Raw genomic sequence first — 18,210 nt, forward strand, 5'->3', positions numbered from 1 at the left:
AGGGTTCCGGCGCGGCGTGGTCGCACGCGGTCCGGCCGCGCGCGGCTTGACCGTGGGCGGGTCGACGGCGGGGGGCTTGGCGACGGGGGGCTTGGCGACGGATGGCCTGGCCGGCGAGGGTTTGGCGGCGGACGGCCGGGCCGGGCTCGGGGCGGGCTTCGCCGAACGGGTCGGCGTGGGCTCCGGGCGCGGGCCGCGGGCCGGGGCCGGTGGGGTGGCGGCGGCGACCGACTCGCGCCGGACGTTGCTGGCGCCCGCGATCGCGACGACGCGCGGCACCGAGGCCACCCGCGCCCGCTCCGGGATCCGCACGGCGACCTCGACGTGCCGGACGTGGACCAGGTCGCCCAGGTCGCAGCGCAGCGGCGCGCCCTTCCCGCGCGAGACGCACTCGGGCGGGTTCTCCGCCCAGGTCAGCGGGCGCTGGGCGAGCACCAGCAGGGCGGTGTCGCGGGCGGCGCCGCCGATCGGCCGGACCGTGACGCGGTAGCGGGCGACCCCCTGGCCGTCGAGCGCCGAGCGTCCGGCCGGGCTGATCGCGACGGCGAGGCGGACCCGGTCGCGCCGCTTCGGCGGCCGGGTGGCGGTGGCCGGCGGGACGACCGGGGGGACCTCCGCGGCCGGCGCTTTCCTGGTGGGTGTCGGGGACGGGGGCGAGGGCGGGGAGGGCGGCCGGGACGGGGGCCGGACGGCGGGCCCGATGGGCGTGGGGACGGCCGGGTCCCGTTCGACCACGAGGAGAACGGGGTCGGAGGGCTCGGCGGCCCCGCGGTCGGTGGCCCCGGAGTGCGGCCCGGCGAGCAGCGCCGGGGGCAGCACCACCGCCCCGCTCAGCACCGCGACGCCCCAGCGACGCATCCGCGCCGCTCCACCGCGTCCCGTACGCCCTCCGGTCGGCACCCGATTCCCCTCCGTCGCACTGGCCGGTCGCCTGGGGGGCGTTAACAAGTATTGCCGGTCCGCGACGCTCCGTAACGTCCCGCGCGGGAGGTATGTATGTCGAGCGGCATTTCACACAGCGAAATAACCTTTCCGTAGAATCGGGCGGACCGCGAGAGAGGAGACGTCGGTGGCGGAGGCCGTACGGTCGCTGGAGCGCACCTTCGAGCTGCTGGAACATCTGGCCGACGCCGGCGGGGAGATGGCGCTGTCGGAGCTGACGGAGGTCTCCGGGCTGCCCATGCCGACGATCTACCGGCTGATGCGCACCCTGGTGAACCGCGGGTACGTCCGGCAGGAGCCGTCCAAACGGTACGCGCTGGGCCCCCGGCTGATCCGGCTGGGCGAGGGCGCGTCGCGGCTGCTGGGCTCGTGGGCCCGCCCGGCGCTGACCCGGCTGGTCGACGAGGTCGGCGAGACCGCGAACATGGCCGTGCTGGAGGGCGACGAGGCGGTGTACGTCGCGCAGGTGCCCTCCCGGCACTCGATGCGGATGTTCACCGAGGTCGGGCGGCGGGTGCTGCCGCACTGCACGGGCGTCGGAAAGGCGCTGCTGGCGCAGCTCCCCGAGCAGCGGGCGCGGGAGATCCTCGGCCGGACCGGGATGCCCGCGCACACGCCGCACACCTTCACCGACCCCGACGCGCTGGTGGCCGAGCTGGCGCGGATCCGCGAGCGCGGCTACGCGGTGGACGACGAGGAGCAGGAGATCGGCGTGCGGTGCGTGGCCGTCCCGCTGCCGGGCGCGCCCACGCTGACGGCGCTGTCGGTGTCGGGGCCGTCGGCGCGGATGACGCACGAGACGGTCGCCGAGGTCGTTCCGATCATGCGGGAGGTGGCGGCGCGGTTCGCCCGGGAGCTGGATCCGGCGGCCCCGTGAGGGCGCGCCGGAAGCGCCCGCGTCAGTCGACCACCTCGCCGGGGACGGCGCCGGGGTGGCCGCCGCGCTCCCAGACCACGAAGTCGCCCGCCGACCTCACCAGCATCGTCAGGACCCACAGCGCCACGCCGGTGTCGTCCAGGACGCCGACGACCGGCAGCACCTCGGGGACCGCGTCGATCGGCGAGACGATGTAGACCAGCGCGAGGGCCAGCAGCCCGAGCGTGCCGTACGACATGCCCTTGTAGTCGCCGCGCAGCACCCCCTTGACCATGCGGGGCACGGCGCGGACGCGCTCGCCCAGGCCGGGCGCGCCGGGCTTGAGGGTCTCGTTGTAGATCTCCCAGGCGGCACCGGCGGCGGCCGCGTTGCGCTTCTTGCTCATGGAACTCCTCGGGCGCGGGTTGTGGGCGCGCCCCCGTGGCGCCCACGCTCTACTAGGACGCGCCGCGCCGCCGGGTTGTTCCCCTCGATCGCCGGGCGCGGCCGTGCCCGGCGCGGCGGGTGGTGATTCCTGGCATCCGGGATGAGAAGGAGTTACCCGGGGTGATGTTTTCATTACCCACATGCACCGGCTGCGGGGATTCCGGCGCATTTCCCGGCGTCCGCTGGAAACATGAGGTTCGTTGGCCCCGTGCGAACGGGGAGGCCCCCCGGGGGAGCTGACGAGGTCATGAGCGCCGACCGTTCCAGCCCGTCCGGCCTCGACCGGCCGGTGCACGGCAGCGCGGCCGGGATCGGCTACGTCGCGCTGCCGCCGAGCGCCGTGGACGCCCGGCCCGCCGGGGACACCCGGCTGGTCGTGGTCTGGCCGGGGTTCGAGCCGCCGCGCACCGCCGCCGCGATGGCCGCCGCCGTGCCGCTGACGGGCGTTCCGGCCTGGCGCTTCTACCTGGACCTTCCGGCTCCCGAGGGGCGTGCGCCCACCGGGCTGGGCTCGGGGGCGTTCCTGGAGACGCGCGGGATGGAGTGCTACGGCGCGGCCGTGGAGCAGGCCGTGGAGCGGCTGCCCGCCGCGCTGGCCGAGCTCCGGCGGACGTTCGGGATCGCGGAGGGCCCGGTGGCCCTCGCCGGGTTCTCGGTCGGCGCGTCGGCGGCGCTGCTGGCGCTGGCGCGGGGCGTGGTCCCGGTCAGCACGGCCGCGCTGGTCGCGCCGGTCGTCGCCCCCGGCCGGGCCGCGCGGGCGCTGGAGAAGCGCGCGGGCCGCGAGCGCGCCTGGTCGGACCGGGCGCGCGGGCTCGCCGAACGGCTCGACCTCGGCGCCCGCGCCGCCGACATCGCCGCGCGGGGCGCGGCGCTGCTGCTGATCGGCGGGGCCCGGGACCGGGTGGTGCCGCCCACCGAGATCACCGCCCTGCGGGACCTGCTGCGCCGGCTCGGCGACGGCACCGTCGAGTCGGCGACGTTCCGGATGGGGCACGCCCTGGCCGCCGAGCCCGGCGTCGAGCCGCGGCCCCCGATCACCGAGGCGGTGCGGGTGGACGGCGTGCTGAACGACTGGTTCCGGGAGCGTCTCGCCGAGGTCGTCCCGGAGGGCGCGGACGGGTCGCCCGCCGCCGGGGCGCGCCCGACGCCCGCCGCTCCGGCCGCGCCACGGGAGGGCGAGCGGCCCGAGGGCGGGCGTCACGAACGGCAGGTGCCGGTGGCGGTGCGGTTGGAGGGAACGGCGCTCCCGCCGGGCTGAGCCCGCGGCGCGGGGAACGCGACCCGCGTCAGGCGCGGGCGAGCACCTGGTAGCGGACCGGGATCACACCGGATCCGGTGCCGCCGACCTTTGTCATCGCGGCCTTGGACAGGTCCAGGCAGCGACCGGACACGAACGGGCCCCGGTCGTTGATCCGGACGGTCACCGAGCGGCCGTTGTTCTTGTTGGTCACGCGGACCTTGGAGCCCATGGGCAGCGTCTTGTGCGCCGCGGTCAGCTCGCTGGGGTCGAAGCGCTCGCCGCTGGCGGTCATCTGGCCCTCCCAGTAGTAGGAGGCCTCGCAGGAGCCGCCGCCGACCACCCGAGTCCGGGGCTTGGCGGGCTTCTTCTTCGCCGCGCTCGACGGGCGCGGGCGGATCTCCTTCAGCCGGGGAGCGCGCTCCTTGCCGCGGGAGGCGCGGGTCGGCGTGGGCCGGGGCGCGTCCGCGAGCGGCGCGGCCGGCGAGGTCGGCGCGGCGGTCGGAGCCGGCACGTTCTGGGCGGCCGCCGCCGGGCGGGTCGAGCCGGAGGCGCTGGTCAGCAGGGCGATCGCGCCCGCCGCGATGACCGCGACGGCGACGCCGGAGGCGACGAGGATGAGAGGAAGGCGCTTGGCAGGGCGAGGCGTACCAAAGATGCCCACAGAGAAAGTCCTTCGATCGGGGACAGGTCCTCGGACAGCCGGAATCACGGTCGTTCAGCGGCGTGGTTCGTGTTCGTGCCGCGCGGAACGCTCCCGCCGCCGTCAGGCTTCGCGGGCGTCCGATCCCGGCCCTGTGAAGGGCGTTCTCCGCGTGCGCGGATCCGGCGTCCGGTGGTGCGACACCGGCGCGTGTTCACTTGTCGGTCACTCGGTCGGTCACGGGTCGTTCGGCCGGACCGATCTCAGGCGTCGCACACAAGTTCTTGACCGTACGTTGGTATTCGCGAGAAGCAACCGGAACCCCGTTGTTTGTGGGGTTTGTCACCCCCGCTCCTTCCCTGCGGAGTTGCTTTACTACACAGGGTCACCAATTTCGTAGATCGTCTTTACCATTTCATGATCGCTTATCTCGGGGAGATCACGGCGCGTTCCCGGGAACGCCGACGGGGCGCGAACGAGGACGTTCCGGTCCTCGTTCGCGCCCCGTCGGGCGTGCGCGGCCGCGTCGGGCCGCCGGTGTTCTCGGAGCTCGGTCAGCCCTGTCCGGGCAGGCCGGGCAGGCCGGGCACGGGCAGCGCGGGCAGCGCGGGGTTCCCGCCGCCGACCGCGTTGTTCAGCTGGCTGGTCACCGGGGCGGTCAGCGAGCCGGTGATGTCGTTGATCGGGTCGTTGGCCAGCCGGCGCCGGCTGTCGATCGACACCGAGTGAGGGGGCTCGCCGAGCAGGCCGCCCAGCAGCTGCCGCAGCGGCTCCGGCCCGGCGACGCGGCCGTTGGCCGGGGCGCTCCGGCCCGGTCCCAGGTCGTGGAGGACCGGGTTGACCAGGTCGGTGACGGCCGGGTTGACCGTGTCGGCGACGCTGCCCAGGGCGTCGCCGCCCGGCACCGGCGGGTTGGCCCGGCGCATGCCCTGCTCGTTCTCCGACAGCGCGCCGCGCGCCTCGGCCAGCACTCCCCGGGCCTCGGGGAGCACCGCCTTGGCCTCCGGCAGCACCGCCTTGGTCTCGGTCAGCACGTCGGACGCCTCCCGCGGCAGCGGGGCGCGGACGGTGCCCTCCAGGTCGTTCACCAGCCGGTCCACGCCGTCGGTCCCGGCCCTGCGGTGGTTGGCGCCCGCGCGCAGCGGCGGCTCGACGGTCCCGGTGAGGCCGGTGACGCGGTCGAGGCCCGCGAGCGAGGTGATCTCCTCGACGGGGCAGCGGGCGGCGCCGCCGCGGGTGCGCAGCCCGGTCCCGTCCATCGCGCGGCTCATCAGCCCGGAAACGCAGTCCGCGGCGGCGGCCTGGTGGGCCTGGACCGGCGCCAGAGCCCGCTGGCTCAGCCCGTCCGCCACCTCGGCGTGGGCGGGCGCCGCGCCGACCGCCAGCAGAACGGCCGCCGGAGCCAGCACGGCGGCCTTCAACAGGCTCCTCGTGGTTCGGTTCATTGCTTTTCCCCTCCGGGGTTTCGATTGACCCTGCACGTGCGCGCACTGCGGTTCCGAGGAACCCCTCCCGGAATCGGTATTCAGCCGCACCGTCGAGCCGCGACGTTAGTACGCGCCGACGCATCGCACAGGGTGATGGGAAAATCCGTCGGAGGAAGTAATGCCGGTTTACGAAAGCCACCCTGACCGGCCGTCATACCGGGACGTTCTCCCCCGAAAAGACCGCGACAATGGCCCCGACTTGGAGAACGAATGGAACTCCGATGAAAATCGGGACGCCCCCGCGAGCCTCCGGGACGTCCCGACTTTTTACCGAGCCGACGGTTTCATGGGGTGACCGGCCCGCCGTTCCCGAGGGCGATCGCCGCGGCGACCTCGGCCTGGCGCGCGGCCAGCTCGCGCTCGTGGCGTTCGGCGTCGGCGCGTTCGGCGATCTCCTCGTCCTGGCGCATGAGCGCCTCCAGGTCGGCCTTGGCGTTGTCGAGCACGCCCATGGCCCGGTAGGCGTCCTGGACGCGCTCGCCCCACAGGCCGACGTCGCGCACGCACGGGACGATGCGGCTGAACAGCAGCGACTGGTACAGCGTGAACATCTCGGAGTGCTCGACGTACTCCATGCAGCGCCCTACGGGCATGCCGAGGTTCTCGAAGACCTCGCGGCCCTTGAAGCGGTCGCGCATGAGGTGGCAGCCCTCGACGACGAACTCCTCGCGTTCGGCGCGCTCCCGGTCGGTGAGCTCGGCGTAGTAGTCCCGCAGCGCCAGCCGGCCGAACGCCACGTGCCGCGCCTCGTCCTGCATGACGTAGGCGAGGATCTGCTTGACCAGGGGGTTGCCGGACATGTCGCGGTACAGCCCGAACGCGGCGAGCGCCAGCCCCTCGATCAGCACCTGCATGCCCAGGTAGGGCAGGTCCCAGCGGGAGTCCTCCAGCGACTCGGCCAGCAGCCGGGCGAGGTCCTGGTTGATCGGGTAGTACATGCCGATCTTCTCGTGCACGAACCGGGCGTACAGCTCCACGTGCCGCGCCTCGTCCATGGTCTGCGTGGCGGCGTAGAACTTGGAGTCCAGGTCGGGCACGGACTGCACGATGCGCGCCGAGACGTTCAGCGCGCCCTGCTCGCCGTGCAGGAACTGGCTGAACAGCCACGCGCCCTGGTGGCGCCCGAACTCGTCCCGGGCCTTCTGGGGCATGCGGTCCCAGATGTCGGAGCCGTACAGCGGGTTGAACTGCTCGGGCAGCGCGGCGACGTTGTTCGGATCGACCTCCAGGTCCCAGTCGATGCGCTTGGCCGCGTCCCACTGCTTGTCCTTGCCCTTCTGGTACAGGCTCAGCAGGCGGTCGCGGCCGTCGTCGTACTCCCAGGTGAAGCGGGCCGCGCCCGCCATGGGGACGTTCCAGGTCTCGGTGGGGACGGGGGCGGTGTAGAAGTCGAACGAGCTCATGGGCCCTCCTCAGCGCGGGTGCCGCCCACTGCTTTACATGCGTTCGTAACATGTCAACCGCGCCGTGACCAGACCCGCGCGGGGCACGACCGCGCGGGTCCGGCGGACCGTCAGGAGGCGACCGCGGTGGTGCCCCGGTGCCCCGCCTTCTTGACGGAGGCCCACGACTTGCTCAGCGAGGCGGTGCGCCGAGTGTTGTCGGCGGGGTCCCACCACAGGATCTTGGGGTTGGAGCCGGTGGTGTAGCCGTACACGACCATGAAGTGGCCCGCCTTGTTCCCTGTCGTCCGGCCCCACGGCTTGTGGCCGACGAGGACGCGGTAGATCAGCGGCTTCTTCTTGCTGCCCACGGCGGCCTTGACATTGGTCAGGAAGGCGCTCTGGGACTTCGGGTTCAGGACGACGACCTCGTAGGGACGCCCGGCGTAGGTCTGGAGGGCCTTGCGCAGACCGTTGCGCATGCCCGTCTCCCAGGTCCCGTCGGGCGGCTTGGTGCCCATCCATCCGGCCAGCTTGCTCTGGCTGGGCAGGCCCCGGCTGATGTAGGCGGACAGCAGGGCGCGTCCGGCGGCGGGGGCGCACCAGTAGTACTTCTGCTGCTCCTGGGTCTTGATGGAGACCTTCTTGGTGGCGGCGGCGTGCACCTCGCCCGGACCGGTCTCCAGGGGTACGGACACGACCTGCTCGACCGGCGCGGAAGCGGGGGCGGCGGGGGCGGCCGCGTGGGCCGGGGCCACGGCCGGCGCCGCGAAGAGCGGCGTCACCAGAGCGATTGCGGCGATTCTTCTCATGGGCGGTCATTCTGATCGCCGTTTCCCGGAGGGGAACAGGCCCCAGGGCACTAATTCACGAAGTCGCGTCCCCCGCCCCGTGACTTTTGTCATCGCCAAGACCGGACAACGTTCACTAACGCGCCGACCTGTGCGTTTCTAGCGTTGGGGACATGGAAGCCATCAGCGTGGAGAACGTCTCCAAGAACTACGGGGACGTGCGGGCCGTCGATGCGTTGAGCCTGGACGTGCCCGCCGGACAGGTCGTGGCGCTGCTCGGACCGAACGGGGCCGGCAAGAGCACCGCGGTCGGGATCACGCTCGGGCTGGTGCGGCCCGACGCGGGACGGGTGTCGCTGTTCGGGGCCGCGCCCGCCGAGGCCGCCGCGCGGGGGCGGGTCGGGGCGATGCTCCAGGACGGCGCGCTCGTGCCGAACCTGACCGTCCGGGAGGTCGTCGGGTTCGTGCGCGGGCTGTACCCCGCGCCGATGCCGCTGGACGAGGTGCTGGAGATCGCCGGGCTGACCGCGCTGGCCGGGCGGCGGACCGGGGCGCTGTCGGGCGGGCAGGCGCAGCGGGTGCGGTTCGCGACGGCGATCGCGGGCGCGCCGGGGGTGCTGGTGCTGGACGAGCCGACCGCCGCCCTGGACGTGGCGGCCCGGCGGGCGTTCTGGACCGGGATCCGCGCCTACGCGGGCGAGGGGCGGACCGTCCTGTTCGCCACGCACCGCCTGGAGGAGGCCGACGAGAACGCCGACCGCGTCGTGGTCGTCGCGCGCGGCCGGGTCGTCGCCGACGGGACGCCCGCCGAGATCAAGGCCCGCGTCGGGGGCCGGGCGGTGCGGTTCGCGCTGGGCGACCAGCCCGCCGCCGGGCTGGACCGGCTGCCGGGGGTGACCGGGCTGGAGGTCCGGGGCGGCGTCGCCACGCTGCGCACCGGCGATCCGGACGGGGTGGTCGCCGAGCTGTACCGGACCGGGCTGCGGGTCCGGGACCTGGAGATCGTCACGCCCGCGCTGGAGGACGCCTTCCTCTCGTTGACCTCGAAGGAGCGGTGATGTGGGGCTATCTGCGGCTGGAGCTGCTGACGGTGCTGCGCGACCGGCACTACCTGTTCTTCACGCTGGCCGTCCCGGTCGGCTTCTACCTGTTGTGGTCGAGCGTCTTCACCGCCGAGCGCCCCGATCCGATGACCGGGCTGGCGCTGCCGGTGGACATCATGGTGTCGATGGCCTCCTACGGGGCGCTCGGCGCGACGCTGATGACCACGGGGGTGCGGCTCGCGGCGGAGCGCCGCAGCGGATGGCTGCGGCAGCTGCGGGTCACGCCGCTGAGGGCGCGGACGGTGGTCGCGGTGAAGACGCTCGCGGCGATGTCGCTGGGGCTGCCCGCGGTGGTGCTGGTCGGGTTCGCGTCGGTGGTCTACCAGGGGGTGCGGCTGAGCCCCGGGCAGTGGGCCGCGATCGTGGTGCTGCTGTGGGTCGGGACGCTGCCGTTCGCGGCGCTCGGCACGCTGATCGGGTCGCTGGTCGGGCCGGACGCGGCGCAGCCGGTCACCATCGGCTGCTACTTCGCGCTGGCGATCGGCGGCGGACTGTGGCTGCCGCTGTCGGTGCTGCCGGAGGCGATCCGGGACGTCGCGGGATGGCTGCCGTCCACCCGGTTCGCCGAGCTGGGGCGGGCCGTCGCCGCGGGGCACGCGCCGTCGCCCGCCGCCGGGCTGGTGCTGGCGGGCTGGACGCTGCTGCTCGGCGCGCTCGCGGTCGCCGCGTACCGGCGCGCTAGCGTGGCCCGCTGATGAGGCTTCTGTTCCAGGGCGACGCGGAGGGCCCCGAGCTTCGGCAACGGGCCTTCTGGGTGTCGTTCGGGCTGCTGTTCCTGATCCCGGTCGGGTTCGCGGTCGCGCGGTACGACGGCGTCCGGCGGGTGCTGGGGTTCGCGGCGCTGGCGGCGTTCGTGGCGCTGTACTACGCGGCGGCGTTCGCGCGGCGTAGCTGGGCCGATCCGTTCACCTGGCGGGTGTGGGCGGTGCTGGGGGCGTTCGCCGCGCTGGCGGCGGCGCTGCCGGTGGCGTTCGGGCCGGAGTGGATGGGCACGCCGATCTACCTGTCGTTCGTCCTGGCGATGGGGCTGCCGCTGCGGTGGGCGCCGTTCGGGGTGCTGGGGGCGCTGGCGGTGGCGCTGGCGGGCGGGCTCCTGTCGCGGTCCACGCCCGCGGCGACCGGCGGGATCGCGCTGATGCTGCTGTCGTTCGGGATGATGATGGTCGCGTTCCGGCACTCGCGGACGCTGGTCGCGCAGCTACAGGAGGCGCGGGGCGAGGTCGCCCGGCTGGCCGCCGCCGACGAGCGGCTGCGGATCGCGCGCGACCTGCACGACCTGCTCGGGCACAGCCTCTCGCTGATCGTGCTGAAGAGCGAGCTGGCGCGGCGGCTGGCCGAGCGCGATCCGGCGCGGGCCGTCGCCGAGATCGGCGACATCGAGTCGGTCGCGCGCACCTCGCTGGCCGACGTGCGGGCGGCGATCTCCGGGTACCGGCGGCGCGACCTTGCCGAGGAGCTGGACGGCGCGCGGACCGTGCTCGCGGCGGCCGGGGTCGAGTCGGTCGTGCGGACGGCCGGGCCCCCGCTGCCCGGCGAGACCGACGGGCTGTTCGGGTGGGCGGTGCGGGAGGCCGTCACCAACGTGGTGCGGCACGCGCGCGCCGCGCGGTGCGTGATCGAGGTGGCGTGGGACGGGGAGGCGGCCGTGCTGGAGGTCCGCGACGACGGGCGGGCGGCGGGCGGGCACGCCCCGGGCAACGGCCTGCGCGGCCTCGCCGAACGCGTCGCGGCGGCGGGCGGCGACCTGGAGTCCGGGCCGCTGCCGGGCGGCGGCTTCCGCGTGCGGGTGCGCGTTCCCGTAGGGTCCGCCCCATGATCCGGGTGCTGCTGGCGGAGGACCAGGGGATGGTGCGCGGCGCGCTGGCGGCGCTGCTCGGGCTGGAGGAGGACCTGACGGTCGTCGGGGAGGCGGTGACCGGCGCCGAGGCCGTGGCCGTCGCGGTCCGGACCCGGCCGGACGTCGCGCTGCTGGACATCGAGATGCCGGACGGGGACGGGCTGACGGCCGCGGCCGGGATCCGGGCGGCCGTGCCGGGGTGCCGGGTCGTGATCTTGACGACGTTCGGGCGGCCGGGGTACCTGCGGCGGGCGATGGAGGCGGGCGCGTCCGCGTTCCTGATCAAGGACGGTCCGGCGGCGGAGCTGGCGGCGGCGGTCCGGCGGGTCGTGGCCGGGGAGCGCGTCATCGACCCGGCGCTGGCCGCCGCCGCGCTGAGCGCCGGGCCGAACCCGCTGTCGCCCCGCGAACGCGACGTGCTCGCCGCGGGCGCGGACGGCTCCACGATCGCCGACATCGCGGCCCGGCTGCACCTGTCGGAGGGCACCGTCCGCAACTACCTGTCCTCGGCGATCAGCAAGGTCGGCGTGCGGAACCGCATCGAGGCCGCCCGCGCCGCCGAGCGGCAGGGCTGGCTGTAGAGCGCATAGCATCCAGGCGATGCGTCTGGTTCTCGGGGTTCTGGCCGTCGGGGTGGCGTTGGGCGGGTGTTCGTCCGGAACGCCCGACCCGCCGCGCCGCGCGTCGCCGTCGCCCGTGCCGCCCTCGCCCGTGGCGAACGCGAGCGACGGGTGCGGCCGGCGGTCGCCGGGCACGGGACGGCACGCGTTCGGCGGCCGCCCCTACTCGCTGACGCTGCCGCCCTACGACGGCCGCACGCCCGTCCCGCTGGTCCTGGACCTGCACGGCCTGAACTCCAACGCCTTCCAGCAGGCCCTCTACGGGCGGATGGCCAGCGCCGGGCCGCAGCGCGGGTTCGCCGTCGTGCAGCCCGAGGCCGCCCGGGGCCGGGGCGGCTGGAAGCTGCCCGGCATGACCGGCGGCGACGCCGACGTCGCCTACGTGGGCAGGCTGCTGGACCATCTGGAGGGCACGCTCTGCGTGGACCGCCGACGCGTGTTCGCCACCGGGTTCTCCAACGGGGCCGGGCTGTCGGCGGCGCTGGTCTGCGGGCTGCGCGGGCGGCTGGCGGCGGTCGCGCCGGTCGCGGGCCTCAACCTGGCGCGGCCCTGCGCGGGGGCGCGGCCGACGACGATCGTGGCGTTCCACGGGACCGGTGACCCGGTCGTGCCGTACGGGGGCGGGGAGCCGTTCGGCGGGAACCGGGCGCGGATCCCGGCGTGGATGCGGCCGGTGGACGGGGTGTTCGCGCTGCCGCCGGTCACGACGGTGGCCGGGCGGTGGGCGCGGACGTTCGGGTGCGGGCCGGGCGAGCGCTCCACGGTCGGCGGGGAGGTCCGGCGCGTGCGGTACGCCGGGTGCCGGGACGGGGTGCGCGTCGAGCTCCACACGGTCGCGGGCGGCGGTCACTCCTGGCCGGGGTCGTTCTCCATCGGGGCCGGGGCGACCACCGCCCGCGTCGACGCCACGCGGCTGGCGCTGGACGCGTTCGCCGGAACGCGCTAGCGGGCCCGCGTCACCGGGACTGGAGGGCGTCCAGCGCCACCGCCTGCGCGATCACCAGCCGCCGGTCCAGGTTCGGGTCCCGGATGTCCACCACGTACCGGTCGCGCAGCGCGAACTTCTTCTCCACCGAGAACACCACCTGGTCACCGGCGCGGAAGTCGAAGTGGTAGGGCCAGGCGAACGGCAGGTTCTCCAGGAACGGGATGAACTCCCACACCCGCCGCAGGACCGCCACGGTCGGGTTGCGCTCGCTGCCGGTCGCGACGCCGAGGCCCGGCTGCTCCAGGTGCCATGTCGACCGCAGCAGCGACTTCTTGAAGTCCTTGCGGAACACGCCGATCGGCTGCCCGGCGGCGTCGGTGACGTCGTAGGCCGCGCCCAGGTCGATGCGCTTGCGCGCCTTGAACCCGAACACCGGCCGCTTCTTGTCGGTGTCGGCGTACAGGGTGACCTGCTCCTTGAACGCCAGCCTCTTCTGCTGGGCGAACGCGACGAGTTCGCCCTCGCCGCCGCCGGGGGCCTCGGTGTGCACCTCGTACTGGTTGACCATCAGGCGGACGCGCTGCCTGACGAGGAATCTGTTCTGCGTTTGGAGCGTCTGGTCGTCCACGGGCTCACCTGCTTCTGTCGGGAGGGGTGACGCCCTTTCTACCCCGCTAGGCGGACGAGATGTGGCTGGAGAGGTAGCCGTGGATGAGGCGTTCGGTCTCGGCGAGGATCGCGGGGTCGCCGTCGGGGTTGTGGCGGAACGCCATCTTCAGCACCGCGTCGGCGGCCTCGACCGCGATGGCCAGCGCGCGGGCCAGCTCGGGGGTGTCGGTCACGCCGAACATCTCGACGATCATCTCGCGGAGGCGGTCGGCCACGACGGCGTTGTTGTCGGAGGCGTCGTCGAGCAGGTGCACGTCGGCGACGTCGCCGAAGCGCAGCACCTTGAAGCCCGGCACGGTGCGGTGCATGTCCACGTAGATCTCGATAATCACGCCGACGGTGTCGGACCAGTCCTCGAAGGTCCCGGTCTCCAGCTTCTGCGCCACCCGCTGCCCGAACCGCTCCAGGTTGCGCAGCGCGAGGGCCTGCGCGACGGCCCGCTTGTCGGGGAAGAACTGGTAGACCGAGCCGATCGCGACCTCCGCGCGCTGGGCGATCCGGGTGGTCGTCAGGCCGTCGTAGCCGTCCTCGTCGAGGATCGCCGCGCAGGCGTCGAGCATGCGCTGGACGCGTTCGGCGCTGCGGCGCTGGGCGGGGCGGCGGCGGAGCGGGGTCCGGGTCTCGGTCACTCTCCCATTCTGGCCCGATTCCCACCGTCGCCGTCGGCATCCGGGTGGGGAGTCTTCCGTCACACCCCCTCCCTCCCCTAAAGTCCGAGAAAGCTTCACGTTCGGGAGGGATCGCATGGGCCTGCCGGCCGGTTTCCAGTGGGGCGTCGCCACCGCCGCCTACCAGATCGAGGGCGCGGTGGACGAGGACGGGCGCGGTCCCTCCACCTGGGACACCTTCAGCCACACCCCCGGCCGGGTCGCCGGGGGCCACAACGGCGACGTCGCCTGCGACCACTACCACCGCTGGCCCGAGGACGTCGCGCTGATGGGCGAGCTGGGGGTGGACGCCTACCGGTTCTCGGTCGCCTGGCCGCGCGTGCAGCCGTCCGGGAGCGGGGCCGTCAACGCCCGGGGCCTGGACTTCTACGAGCGGCTCGTGGACGCCTTGCTGGAGCGCCACATCTCCCCCACCGTCACGCTCTACCACTGGGACCTGCCGCAACCCCTGGAGGACGCGGGCGGGTGGATGAACCGCGACACCGCCTACCGGTTCGCCGAGTACGCCTACCTCGTCGCCGAACGCCTCGGGGACCGGGTCGAACGGTGGATCACGCTGAACGAGCCGATGGTGGTGATGGCGTACGGGTACGCGTTCGGCACCTACGCGCCGGGCCGGACGCTGCTGATGGACGCCCTGCCCACCGCGCACCACCAGCTCCTCGGGCACGGCCTGGCGGTGAACGCGCTGCGCGGCCGGAACGCCCGTTCGGTCGGGCTCGCCAACCACTACACGCCCGCGTGGGCGGCCACCCCCGGCGACGAGGCGGCGGCGGGCGCGTTCGACGCGGTCATCAACCGGCTGTTCACCGACCCGGTGCTGCTCGGCCGCTACCCGGACCTCGGCGGGCACGGCGCCCCGCTGGAGGCGGCGGTCCGCGCAGAGGACCTGAAGGTCATCGCCGCGCCGCTCGACTTCCTCGGCGTCAACTACTACAACCCGACCCTGGTGACCACGCCGGACGCGGACGGCCCGCTGCCGTTCGACCTGGGCGAGGTCACCGGGTACCCGACCACGGGGACGGGCTGGCCGATCGTGCCGGAGGCGTTCGGCGACCTGCTGCGCGGGCTGAAGCGGACCTACGGCGCAGCGCTGCCGCCGCTGCACATCACCGAGAACGGCTGCTCGTTCCCCCACGAGGTGGACGACGAGCCGCGCGTCGAGTTCCTGAACGCCCACATCGAGGCGATGAAGGCCGCGGTCGACGACGGGGTGGACGTGCGCGGCTACTACGTCTGGTCGCTGCTGGACAACTTCGAGTGGTCCAACGGCTACGGCCCCCGCTTCGGCCTGGTGCACGTGGACTACGAGACGCAGAGGCGGACGCCGCGCAGGTCGTTCGGCTGGTACCGCGACCTCATCGCCGCCGCGCGGAACCCCTGACCCGAGATCGCCGGGAACCGCCCGCCCGCGACGGACACAGACAGGGCATGAGCCCGCAATCCCCCACCGACGCGGAGTTGTGGAGACGGGTGCGCGACGGCGACCGGCACGCCTTCGGGACGCTGTTCGACCGGCACGCGCGCACTGTCTACAACTACTGCTTCCGCCGCACCGCCGACTGGACGGCCGCCGAGGACCTGACCTCGGTGGTGTTCCTGGAGACGTGGCGGCGGCGCGACCGGGTGCGCATGGAGTCGGCGTCGCTGCTGCCGTGGCTGTACGGCGTGGCGGCCAACGTCCTGCACAACCACCGCCGCGGCCTGCGCCGCCACCGCGACGCGCTGGCCCGGCTGCCGCTCCCGGAGACCGTGCCCGACGACGCCGACGCCGCCACCGCGCGGCTGGACGCCGAACGCCAGATGCGTACCGTCCTCGCCTCCATCGACCGCCTCTCCCGCCGCGACCAGGAGATCCTGACGCTGTCGGCGTGGGAGGGGCTGAGCTACCAGGAGATCGCCACCGCGCTCGGCATCCGGGTCGGCACGGTCCGGTCCCGGCTGGCGCGGGCCCGCGAACGGCTGCGCGCCGACCTCCGTCTCCCGGCGGAACCCGTTCCGCCCGGCAGACACAGAGAGGGAGGAACCACCACATACTTCACCGCTGAGGAGATCTCCTGATGCCCGAACCGCTCCTTCCCGAGACCCGTGACATGCCGCCCGGCCGCCACCAGGCACGCCGCGCGCACCTGCTGACCGAGATCGACCGGAGCCCGGCGCGCCGCCCGTTCCCGTCCCGCCGCGCACTGTTCGGCGGGCTGGCGGGCGCGGCCCTCGTCGCCGGGGCCGCCGCGGTCGCCCTCCCGTCCGGGGACACCCCGCGCAACCCCGCCGTCGCACCGATGAGCGCGACGTCCGTGCTGGCCAAGGCCGCCGACGCCGCCGTCGCGCAGCCGCCCCTGAAGCCGCGCCCCGGCCAGTTCCTCTACTTCGAGTCCAGGAACCGGCAGACCGAAGTCGCCCTCCGCACCGGAGGAGCCGAGCCGATGGCCGTCCACCGCAAGACGTGGCTGCCCGCCGGCGGCGGGAAACCGGGCCTGCTGGCCAGCGTGGAGAACGGGAAGACCTCGCGTGACTGGCTCTGCCACAACCAGGGACGGCCGGCGGGGGAGAAGGTCGATCTCTCCCGGCCGCCGCGGGGCTGCGTGCATCCCCCCGCCTACCGCGCCGACCTGCCGACCGACCCCGACCGCATGCGCTCCTGGCTCTACCGCAACAGCCGGGGCGGCAACCCGCCGGACGTCCAGGCGTTCGTCACCGTGGGCGACACCATCCGGGAGACTTACGTGCCGCCCGCCGCGATGGCCGCGATGTTCCGGGCCGCCGCGAAGATCCCCGGCGTGACGGTCCGGCGGAACGCGGTGGACTTCGCCGGGCGGCGGGGCGTGGCGGTCGGCCAGACCTGGCACGGCCTGCGGAACGAGCTGATCTTCGATGCCAGGAGCTACCGGCTGCTCGGGGAACGGGCCGTGGTCGACCGCGACGACTCGTTCCGGCCGGGCGGCGGCTCGACGCCGGAGCCGGGCGGCACTTCGACGGCACGGCCGTCGGACACTCCGTCCCGGCCCACGGCTCCTCCGTCTCCGTCCCCGTCGGAGAGCGCCTCGCCCTCGGCCGGCCCCACCCCGACCGGAAGCGCCGCTCCGAAGCCCTACGCGCAGTACGAGGCCGGCCACATCATCTACCAGCAGTCCCTGCTGAGGGTCGCCGTGGTGGACCGCCTCGGACAGGAGCCCCGCTGACGGCGGACCCCGGCCGTTCGTGTCCCGGCGCATCCGCGCGGACGCGGGCGGCCGGGCTCTGCCCCGTCAGCGTTCGGCGCCGCGCCACGCGCCATGGAGCGTCACCGGACGTCCCACCGCACCGGCGTGGCGATGCTCGTCAGCCTCACCGCCGGTTCCCTGGGCTCGATGCCGTTCGCCCGGTACACGCCGCGGCCGCTCGGCTCCGCGGTGGCGGTCGCGTGCGCGGTGTTCGCCGCCACGGCGGCGACGGCCTGGTACGCGGCGCGCGTGGGCCGCCTGACGCCGGTCCCCTACCGGCAGCCCGCCGTCGGGCTGTTCACCCTGGCCTACCAGCTCGGCGGCGCCTTCGGCCCGGCGCTGGCCGCCCTGCTGATCGCCTGAGGCCGGGCGGAAGGTCTCAGCGCAGGGAGGCGAAGAGCCGGTCGGCGGCGGGGCGGGTCCACTGCACGCGGTTCCGGTCGCCGGGGTACTCGTGGACCGGGACGGTCCTGAAGTCCACGTCGCCGCCGTCACCGACGCTCATCGCCAGGTCGAACATCTGCTTCAGCCCGAAGCCCTGGTCCGTGGTGACCGACCCGGTGGCGGCGCGGAGGAACGCCCACACCTTCGCCGGTTCGGTGAGGCGCTGCCGGGCGGTGGCGGCCATCGCCCTCATCAGGGCCTGCTGGCGCTGGATGCGTCCCAGGTCGGAGCCGTCGCCGACGCCGTAGCGGGCGCGGGCGTAGCCGAGGGCCCGCTCACCGTCGAGCCTCTGGCGGCCCTTCTTCAGGAACAGCTTGGCCTTGTCGTCCCTGATGTCCTGGGCGACGTCGAGCTCCACGCCGCCGAGCGCGTCGACCATCCGCTCGAAGCCGGTGAAGTCGATCTGGACGGCGTGGTCGACGCGGACGCCCGTGACGTGCTCGACGGTCTTCCACGCGCACTGCAGGCCCGCGTCGTTGAACGCCGAGTTGATCATGCCGGACCGGGCCGGGACGACGCCGCCGGCGGTCGTGCAGGCCGGGATCTGGACCATCGAATCGCGGGGCAGGCTGACGCCCGTCACCCGCCGCCCGTCCGCCGGGACGTGGAACAGGATCATCGTGTCGGTGCGGGCGCCCTCGTCCCGGCCGTAGCGGGCGTTCGCGCCCGCGCGGCTGTCGGAGCCGACGACCAGGATGTTCTCCGCCTTCGTGCGCTTGTCCGGACGCGGGCCGAGGTCGTCGGCCCGGACGTGCGCGATGCCGCCGTCCAGTCCGCTGTAGGCGGCGAACACCCCGAGGGGCACCAGGCCCAGCACGACGACGGCCACGGCGAGCAGGCGGACGCGCCTGCGCCGCCGCCGGAGCCGTCCGGTCTCGGTCCGGCTCAGCTCCGGCCGGGTCTGCCTGGTCATCGCGCGTACCCCCGCACAGAAATACGGTCCAGATTGTCAC

Annotated in this window: 19 protein-coding genes and 1 pseudogene; 11 read left to right on the forward strand and 9 right to left on the reverse strand. The window is 74.1% G+C overall.

The annotated features are described in order from the left end of the window. Nucleotides 1-858 (reverse strand): annotated as a pseudogene (locus AKI01S_RS09275) (hypothetical protein); the annotation flags it as partial. 211 nt (nt 859-1,069) lie between these two features. On the opposite strand from AKI01S_RS09275, the gene AKI01S_RS09280 reads away from it, so the two are divergent. After that, nucleotides 1,070-1,819: an IclR family transcriptional regulator gene (locus tag AKI01S_RS09280; RefSeq protein WP_083999221.1), complete on the forward strand. Its 750-nt coding sequence runs from the start codon at nt 1,070-1,072 to the stop codon at nt 1,817-1,819. Between the two features lie 22 nt (nt 1,820-1,841). On the opposite strand, the gene AKI01S_RS09285 is transcribed toward AKI01S_RS09280, so the two are convergent. After that, nucleotides 1,842-2,204, reverse strand: a complete 363-nt coding sequence (locus AKI01S_RS09285; protein WP_067813977.1) for a YkvA family protein — start codon at nt 2,202-2,204, stop codon at nt 1,842-1,844. 288 nt (nt 2,205-2,492) lie between these two features. Between AKI01S_RS09285 and AKI01S_RS09290 the strand changes: the two genes are divergently transcribed. After that, on the forward strand, nt 2,493-3,503 hold the full coding sequence (locus tag AKI01S_RS09290; protein ID WP_174567368.1) for an alpha/beta hydrolase: 1,011 nt from the start codon (nt 2,493-2,495) through the stop codon (nt 3,501-3,503). Nucleotides 3,504-3,531: 28 nt separating this feature from the next. Here AKI01S_RS09290 and AKI01S_RS09295 read toward each other — a convergent pair whose 3' ends face one another. The 4 genes from AKI01S_RS09295 to AKI01S_RS09310 form a co-directional block, all read right to left on the reverse strand. Beyond that, on the reverse strand, nt 3,532-4,146 hold the full coding sequence (locus AKI01S_RS09295) for a septal ring lytic transglycosylase RlpA family protein (protein ID WP_245681539.1): 615 nt from the start codon (nt 4,144-4,146) through the stop codon (nt 3,532-3,534). Nucleotides 4,147-4,679: 533 nt separating this feature from the next. Continuing rightward, complete coding sequence (locus AKI01S_RS09300; protein ID WP_157419739.1) at nt 4,680-5,570, reverse strand: hypothetical protein; 891 nt, start codon at nt 5,568-5,570, stop codon at nt 4,680-4,682. Between the two features lie 326 nt (nt 5,571-5,896). Beyond that, a complete protein-coding gene (locus AKI01S_RS09305) occupies nt 5,897-7,015 on the reverse strand; it encodes a ferritin-like domain-containing protein (RefSeq protein WP_067813979.1) in 1,119 nt (372 codons plus the stop codon). A 110-nt stretch (nt 7,016-7,125) separates the two neighbouring features. Then, nucleotides 7,126-7,779 carry a C39 family peptidase gene (locus AKI01S_RS09310; RefSeq protein WP_067813980.1) on the reverse strand — a complete coding sequence of 218 codons (654 nt, stop codon included), beginning with the start codon at nt 7,777-7,779 and terminating at the stop codon, nt 7,126-7,128. A gap of 179 nt (nt 7,780-7,958) precedes the next feature. Here AKI01S_RS09310 and AKI01S_RS09315 point away from each other — a divergent pair, with 179 nt between their 5' ends. Genes AKI01S_RS09315 through AKI01S_RS09335 form a run of 5 tightly spaced genes read left to right on the forward strand, consistent with a single transcriptional unit; the run spans nt 7,959 to nt 12,291 of the window. Further along, nucleotides 7,959-8,843, forward strand: a complete 885-nt coding sequence (locus tag AKI01S_RS09315) for an ABC transporter ATP-binding protein (protein ID WP_067813982.1) — start codon at nt 7,959-7,961, stop codon at nt 8,841-8,843. After that, nucleotides 8,843-9,583: an ABC transporter permease gene (locus tag AKI01S_RS09320; RefSeq protein WP_067813984.1), complete on the forward strand. Its 741-nt coding sequence runs from the start codon at nt 8,843-8,845 to the stop codon at nt 9,581-9,583. Before AKI01S_RS09315 ends, AKI01S_RS09320 begins: the two co-directional genes overlap by 1 nt. Then, nucleotides 9,583-10,704, forward strand: coding sequence for a sensor histidine kinase (locus tag AKI01S_RS09325; RefSeq protein ID WP_067813986.1), 1,122 nt, complete (start codon nt 9,583-9,585; stop codon nt 10,702-10,704). Before AKI01S_RS09320 ends, AKI01S_RS09325 begins: the two co-directional genes overlap by 1 nt. Continuing rightward, nucleotides 10,701-11,306 (forward strand): response regulator transcription factor, encoded by a 606-nt coding sequence (locus AKI01S_RS09330; protein WP_067813988.1) that lies wholly within the window; start codon nt 10,701-10,703, stop codon nt 11,304-11,306. Before AKI01S_RS09325 ends, AKI01S_RS09330 begins: the two co-directional genes overlap by 4 nt. A 19-nt stretch (nt 11,307-11,325) precedes the next feature. Then, nucleotides 11,326-12,291: a CE1 family esterase gene (locus AKI01S_RS09335; RefSeq protein WP_067813990.1), complete on the forward strand. Its 966-nt coding sequence runs from the start codon at nt 11,326-11,328 to the stop codon at nt 12,289-12,291. A 10-nt stretch (nt 12,292-12,301) separates the two neighbouring features. Here AKI01S_RS09335 and AKI01S_RS09340 read toward each other — a convergent pair whose 3' ends face one another. Then, nucleotides 12,302-12,901 carry an LURP-one-related family protein gene (locus AKI01S_RS09340; RefSeq protein WP_218009610.1) on the reverse strand — a complete coding sequence of 200 codons (600 nt, stop codon included), beginning with the start codon at nt 12,899-12,901 and terminating at the stop codon, nt 12,302-12,304. A gap of 46 nt (nt 12,902-12,947) precedes the next feature. Beyond that, on the reverse strand, nt 12,948-13,571 hold the full coding sequence (locus tag AKI01S_RS09345) for a TetR/AcrR family transcriptional regulator (protein ID WP_067813992.1): 624 nt from the start codon (nt 13,569-13,571) through the stop codon (nt 12,948-12,950). A gap of 115 nt (nt 13,572-13,686) precedes the next feature. Here AKI01S_RS09345 and AKI01S_RS09350 point away from each other — a divergent pair, with 115 nt between their 5' ends. The 4 genes from AKI01S_RS09350 (at nt 13,687) to AKI01S_RS09365 (ending at nt 17,176) form a co-directional block, all read left to right on the forward strand. After that, nucleotides 13,687-14,994, forward strand: a complete 1,308-nt coding sequence (locus tag AKI01S_RS09350) for a GH1 family beta-glucosidase (RefSeq protein ID WP_067813994.1) — start codon at nt 13,687-13,689, stop codon at nt 14,992-14,994. 47 nt (nt 14,995-15,041) lie between these two features. Then, entirely contained in the window at nt 15,042-15,671 is a 630-nt protein-coding gene (locus AKI01S_RS09355) for an RNA polymerase sigma factor (RefSeq protein WP_067813996.1), read from the forward strand. Continuing rightward, nucleotides 15,671-16,792: a CU044_5270 family protein gene (locus tag AKI01S_RS09360; RefSeq protein ID WP_067813998.1), complete on the forward strand. Its 1,122-nt coding sequence runs from the start codon at nt 15,671-15,673 to the stop codon at nt 16,790-16,792. Before AKI01S_RS09355 ends, AKI01S_RS09360 begins: the two co-directional genes overlap by 1 nt. A 126-nt stretch (nt 16,793-16,918) precedes the next feature. Further along, complete coding sequence (locus AKI01S_RS09365) at nt 16,919-17,176, forward strand: hypothetical protein (protein ID WP_169813932.1); 258 nt, start codon at nt 16,919-16,921, stop codon at nt 17,174-17,176. Between the two features lie 16 nt (nt 17,177-17,192). On the opposite strand, the gene AKI01S_RS09370 is transcribed toward AKI01S_RS09365, so the two are convergent. Next, on the reverse strand, nt 17,193-18,170 hold the full coding sequence (locus AKI01S_RS09370; protein WP_067814001.1) for an LCP family protein: 978 nt from the start codon (nt 18,168-18,170) through the stop codon (nt 17,193-17,195). Nucleotides 18,171-18,210 lie beyond the last annotated feature (40 nt).

It is taken from the genome of Actinomadura kijaniata NBRC 14229, assembly GCF_001552175.1.
Classification (GTDB): Bacteria; Actinomycetota; Actinomycetes; order Streptosporangiales; family Streptosporangiaceae; genus Spirillospora; species Spirillospora kijaniata.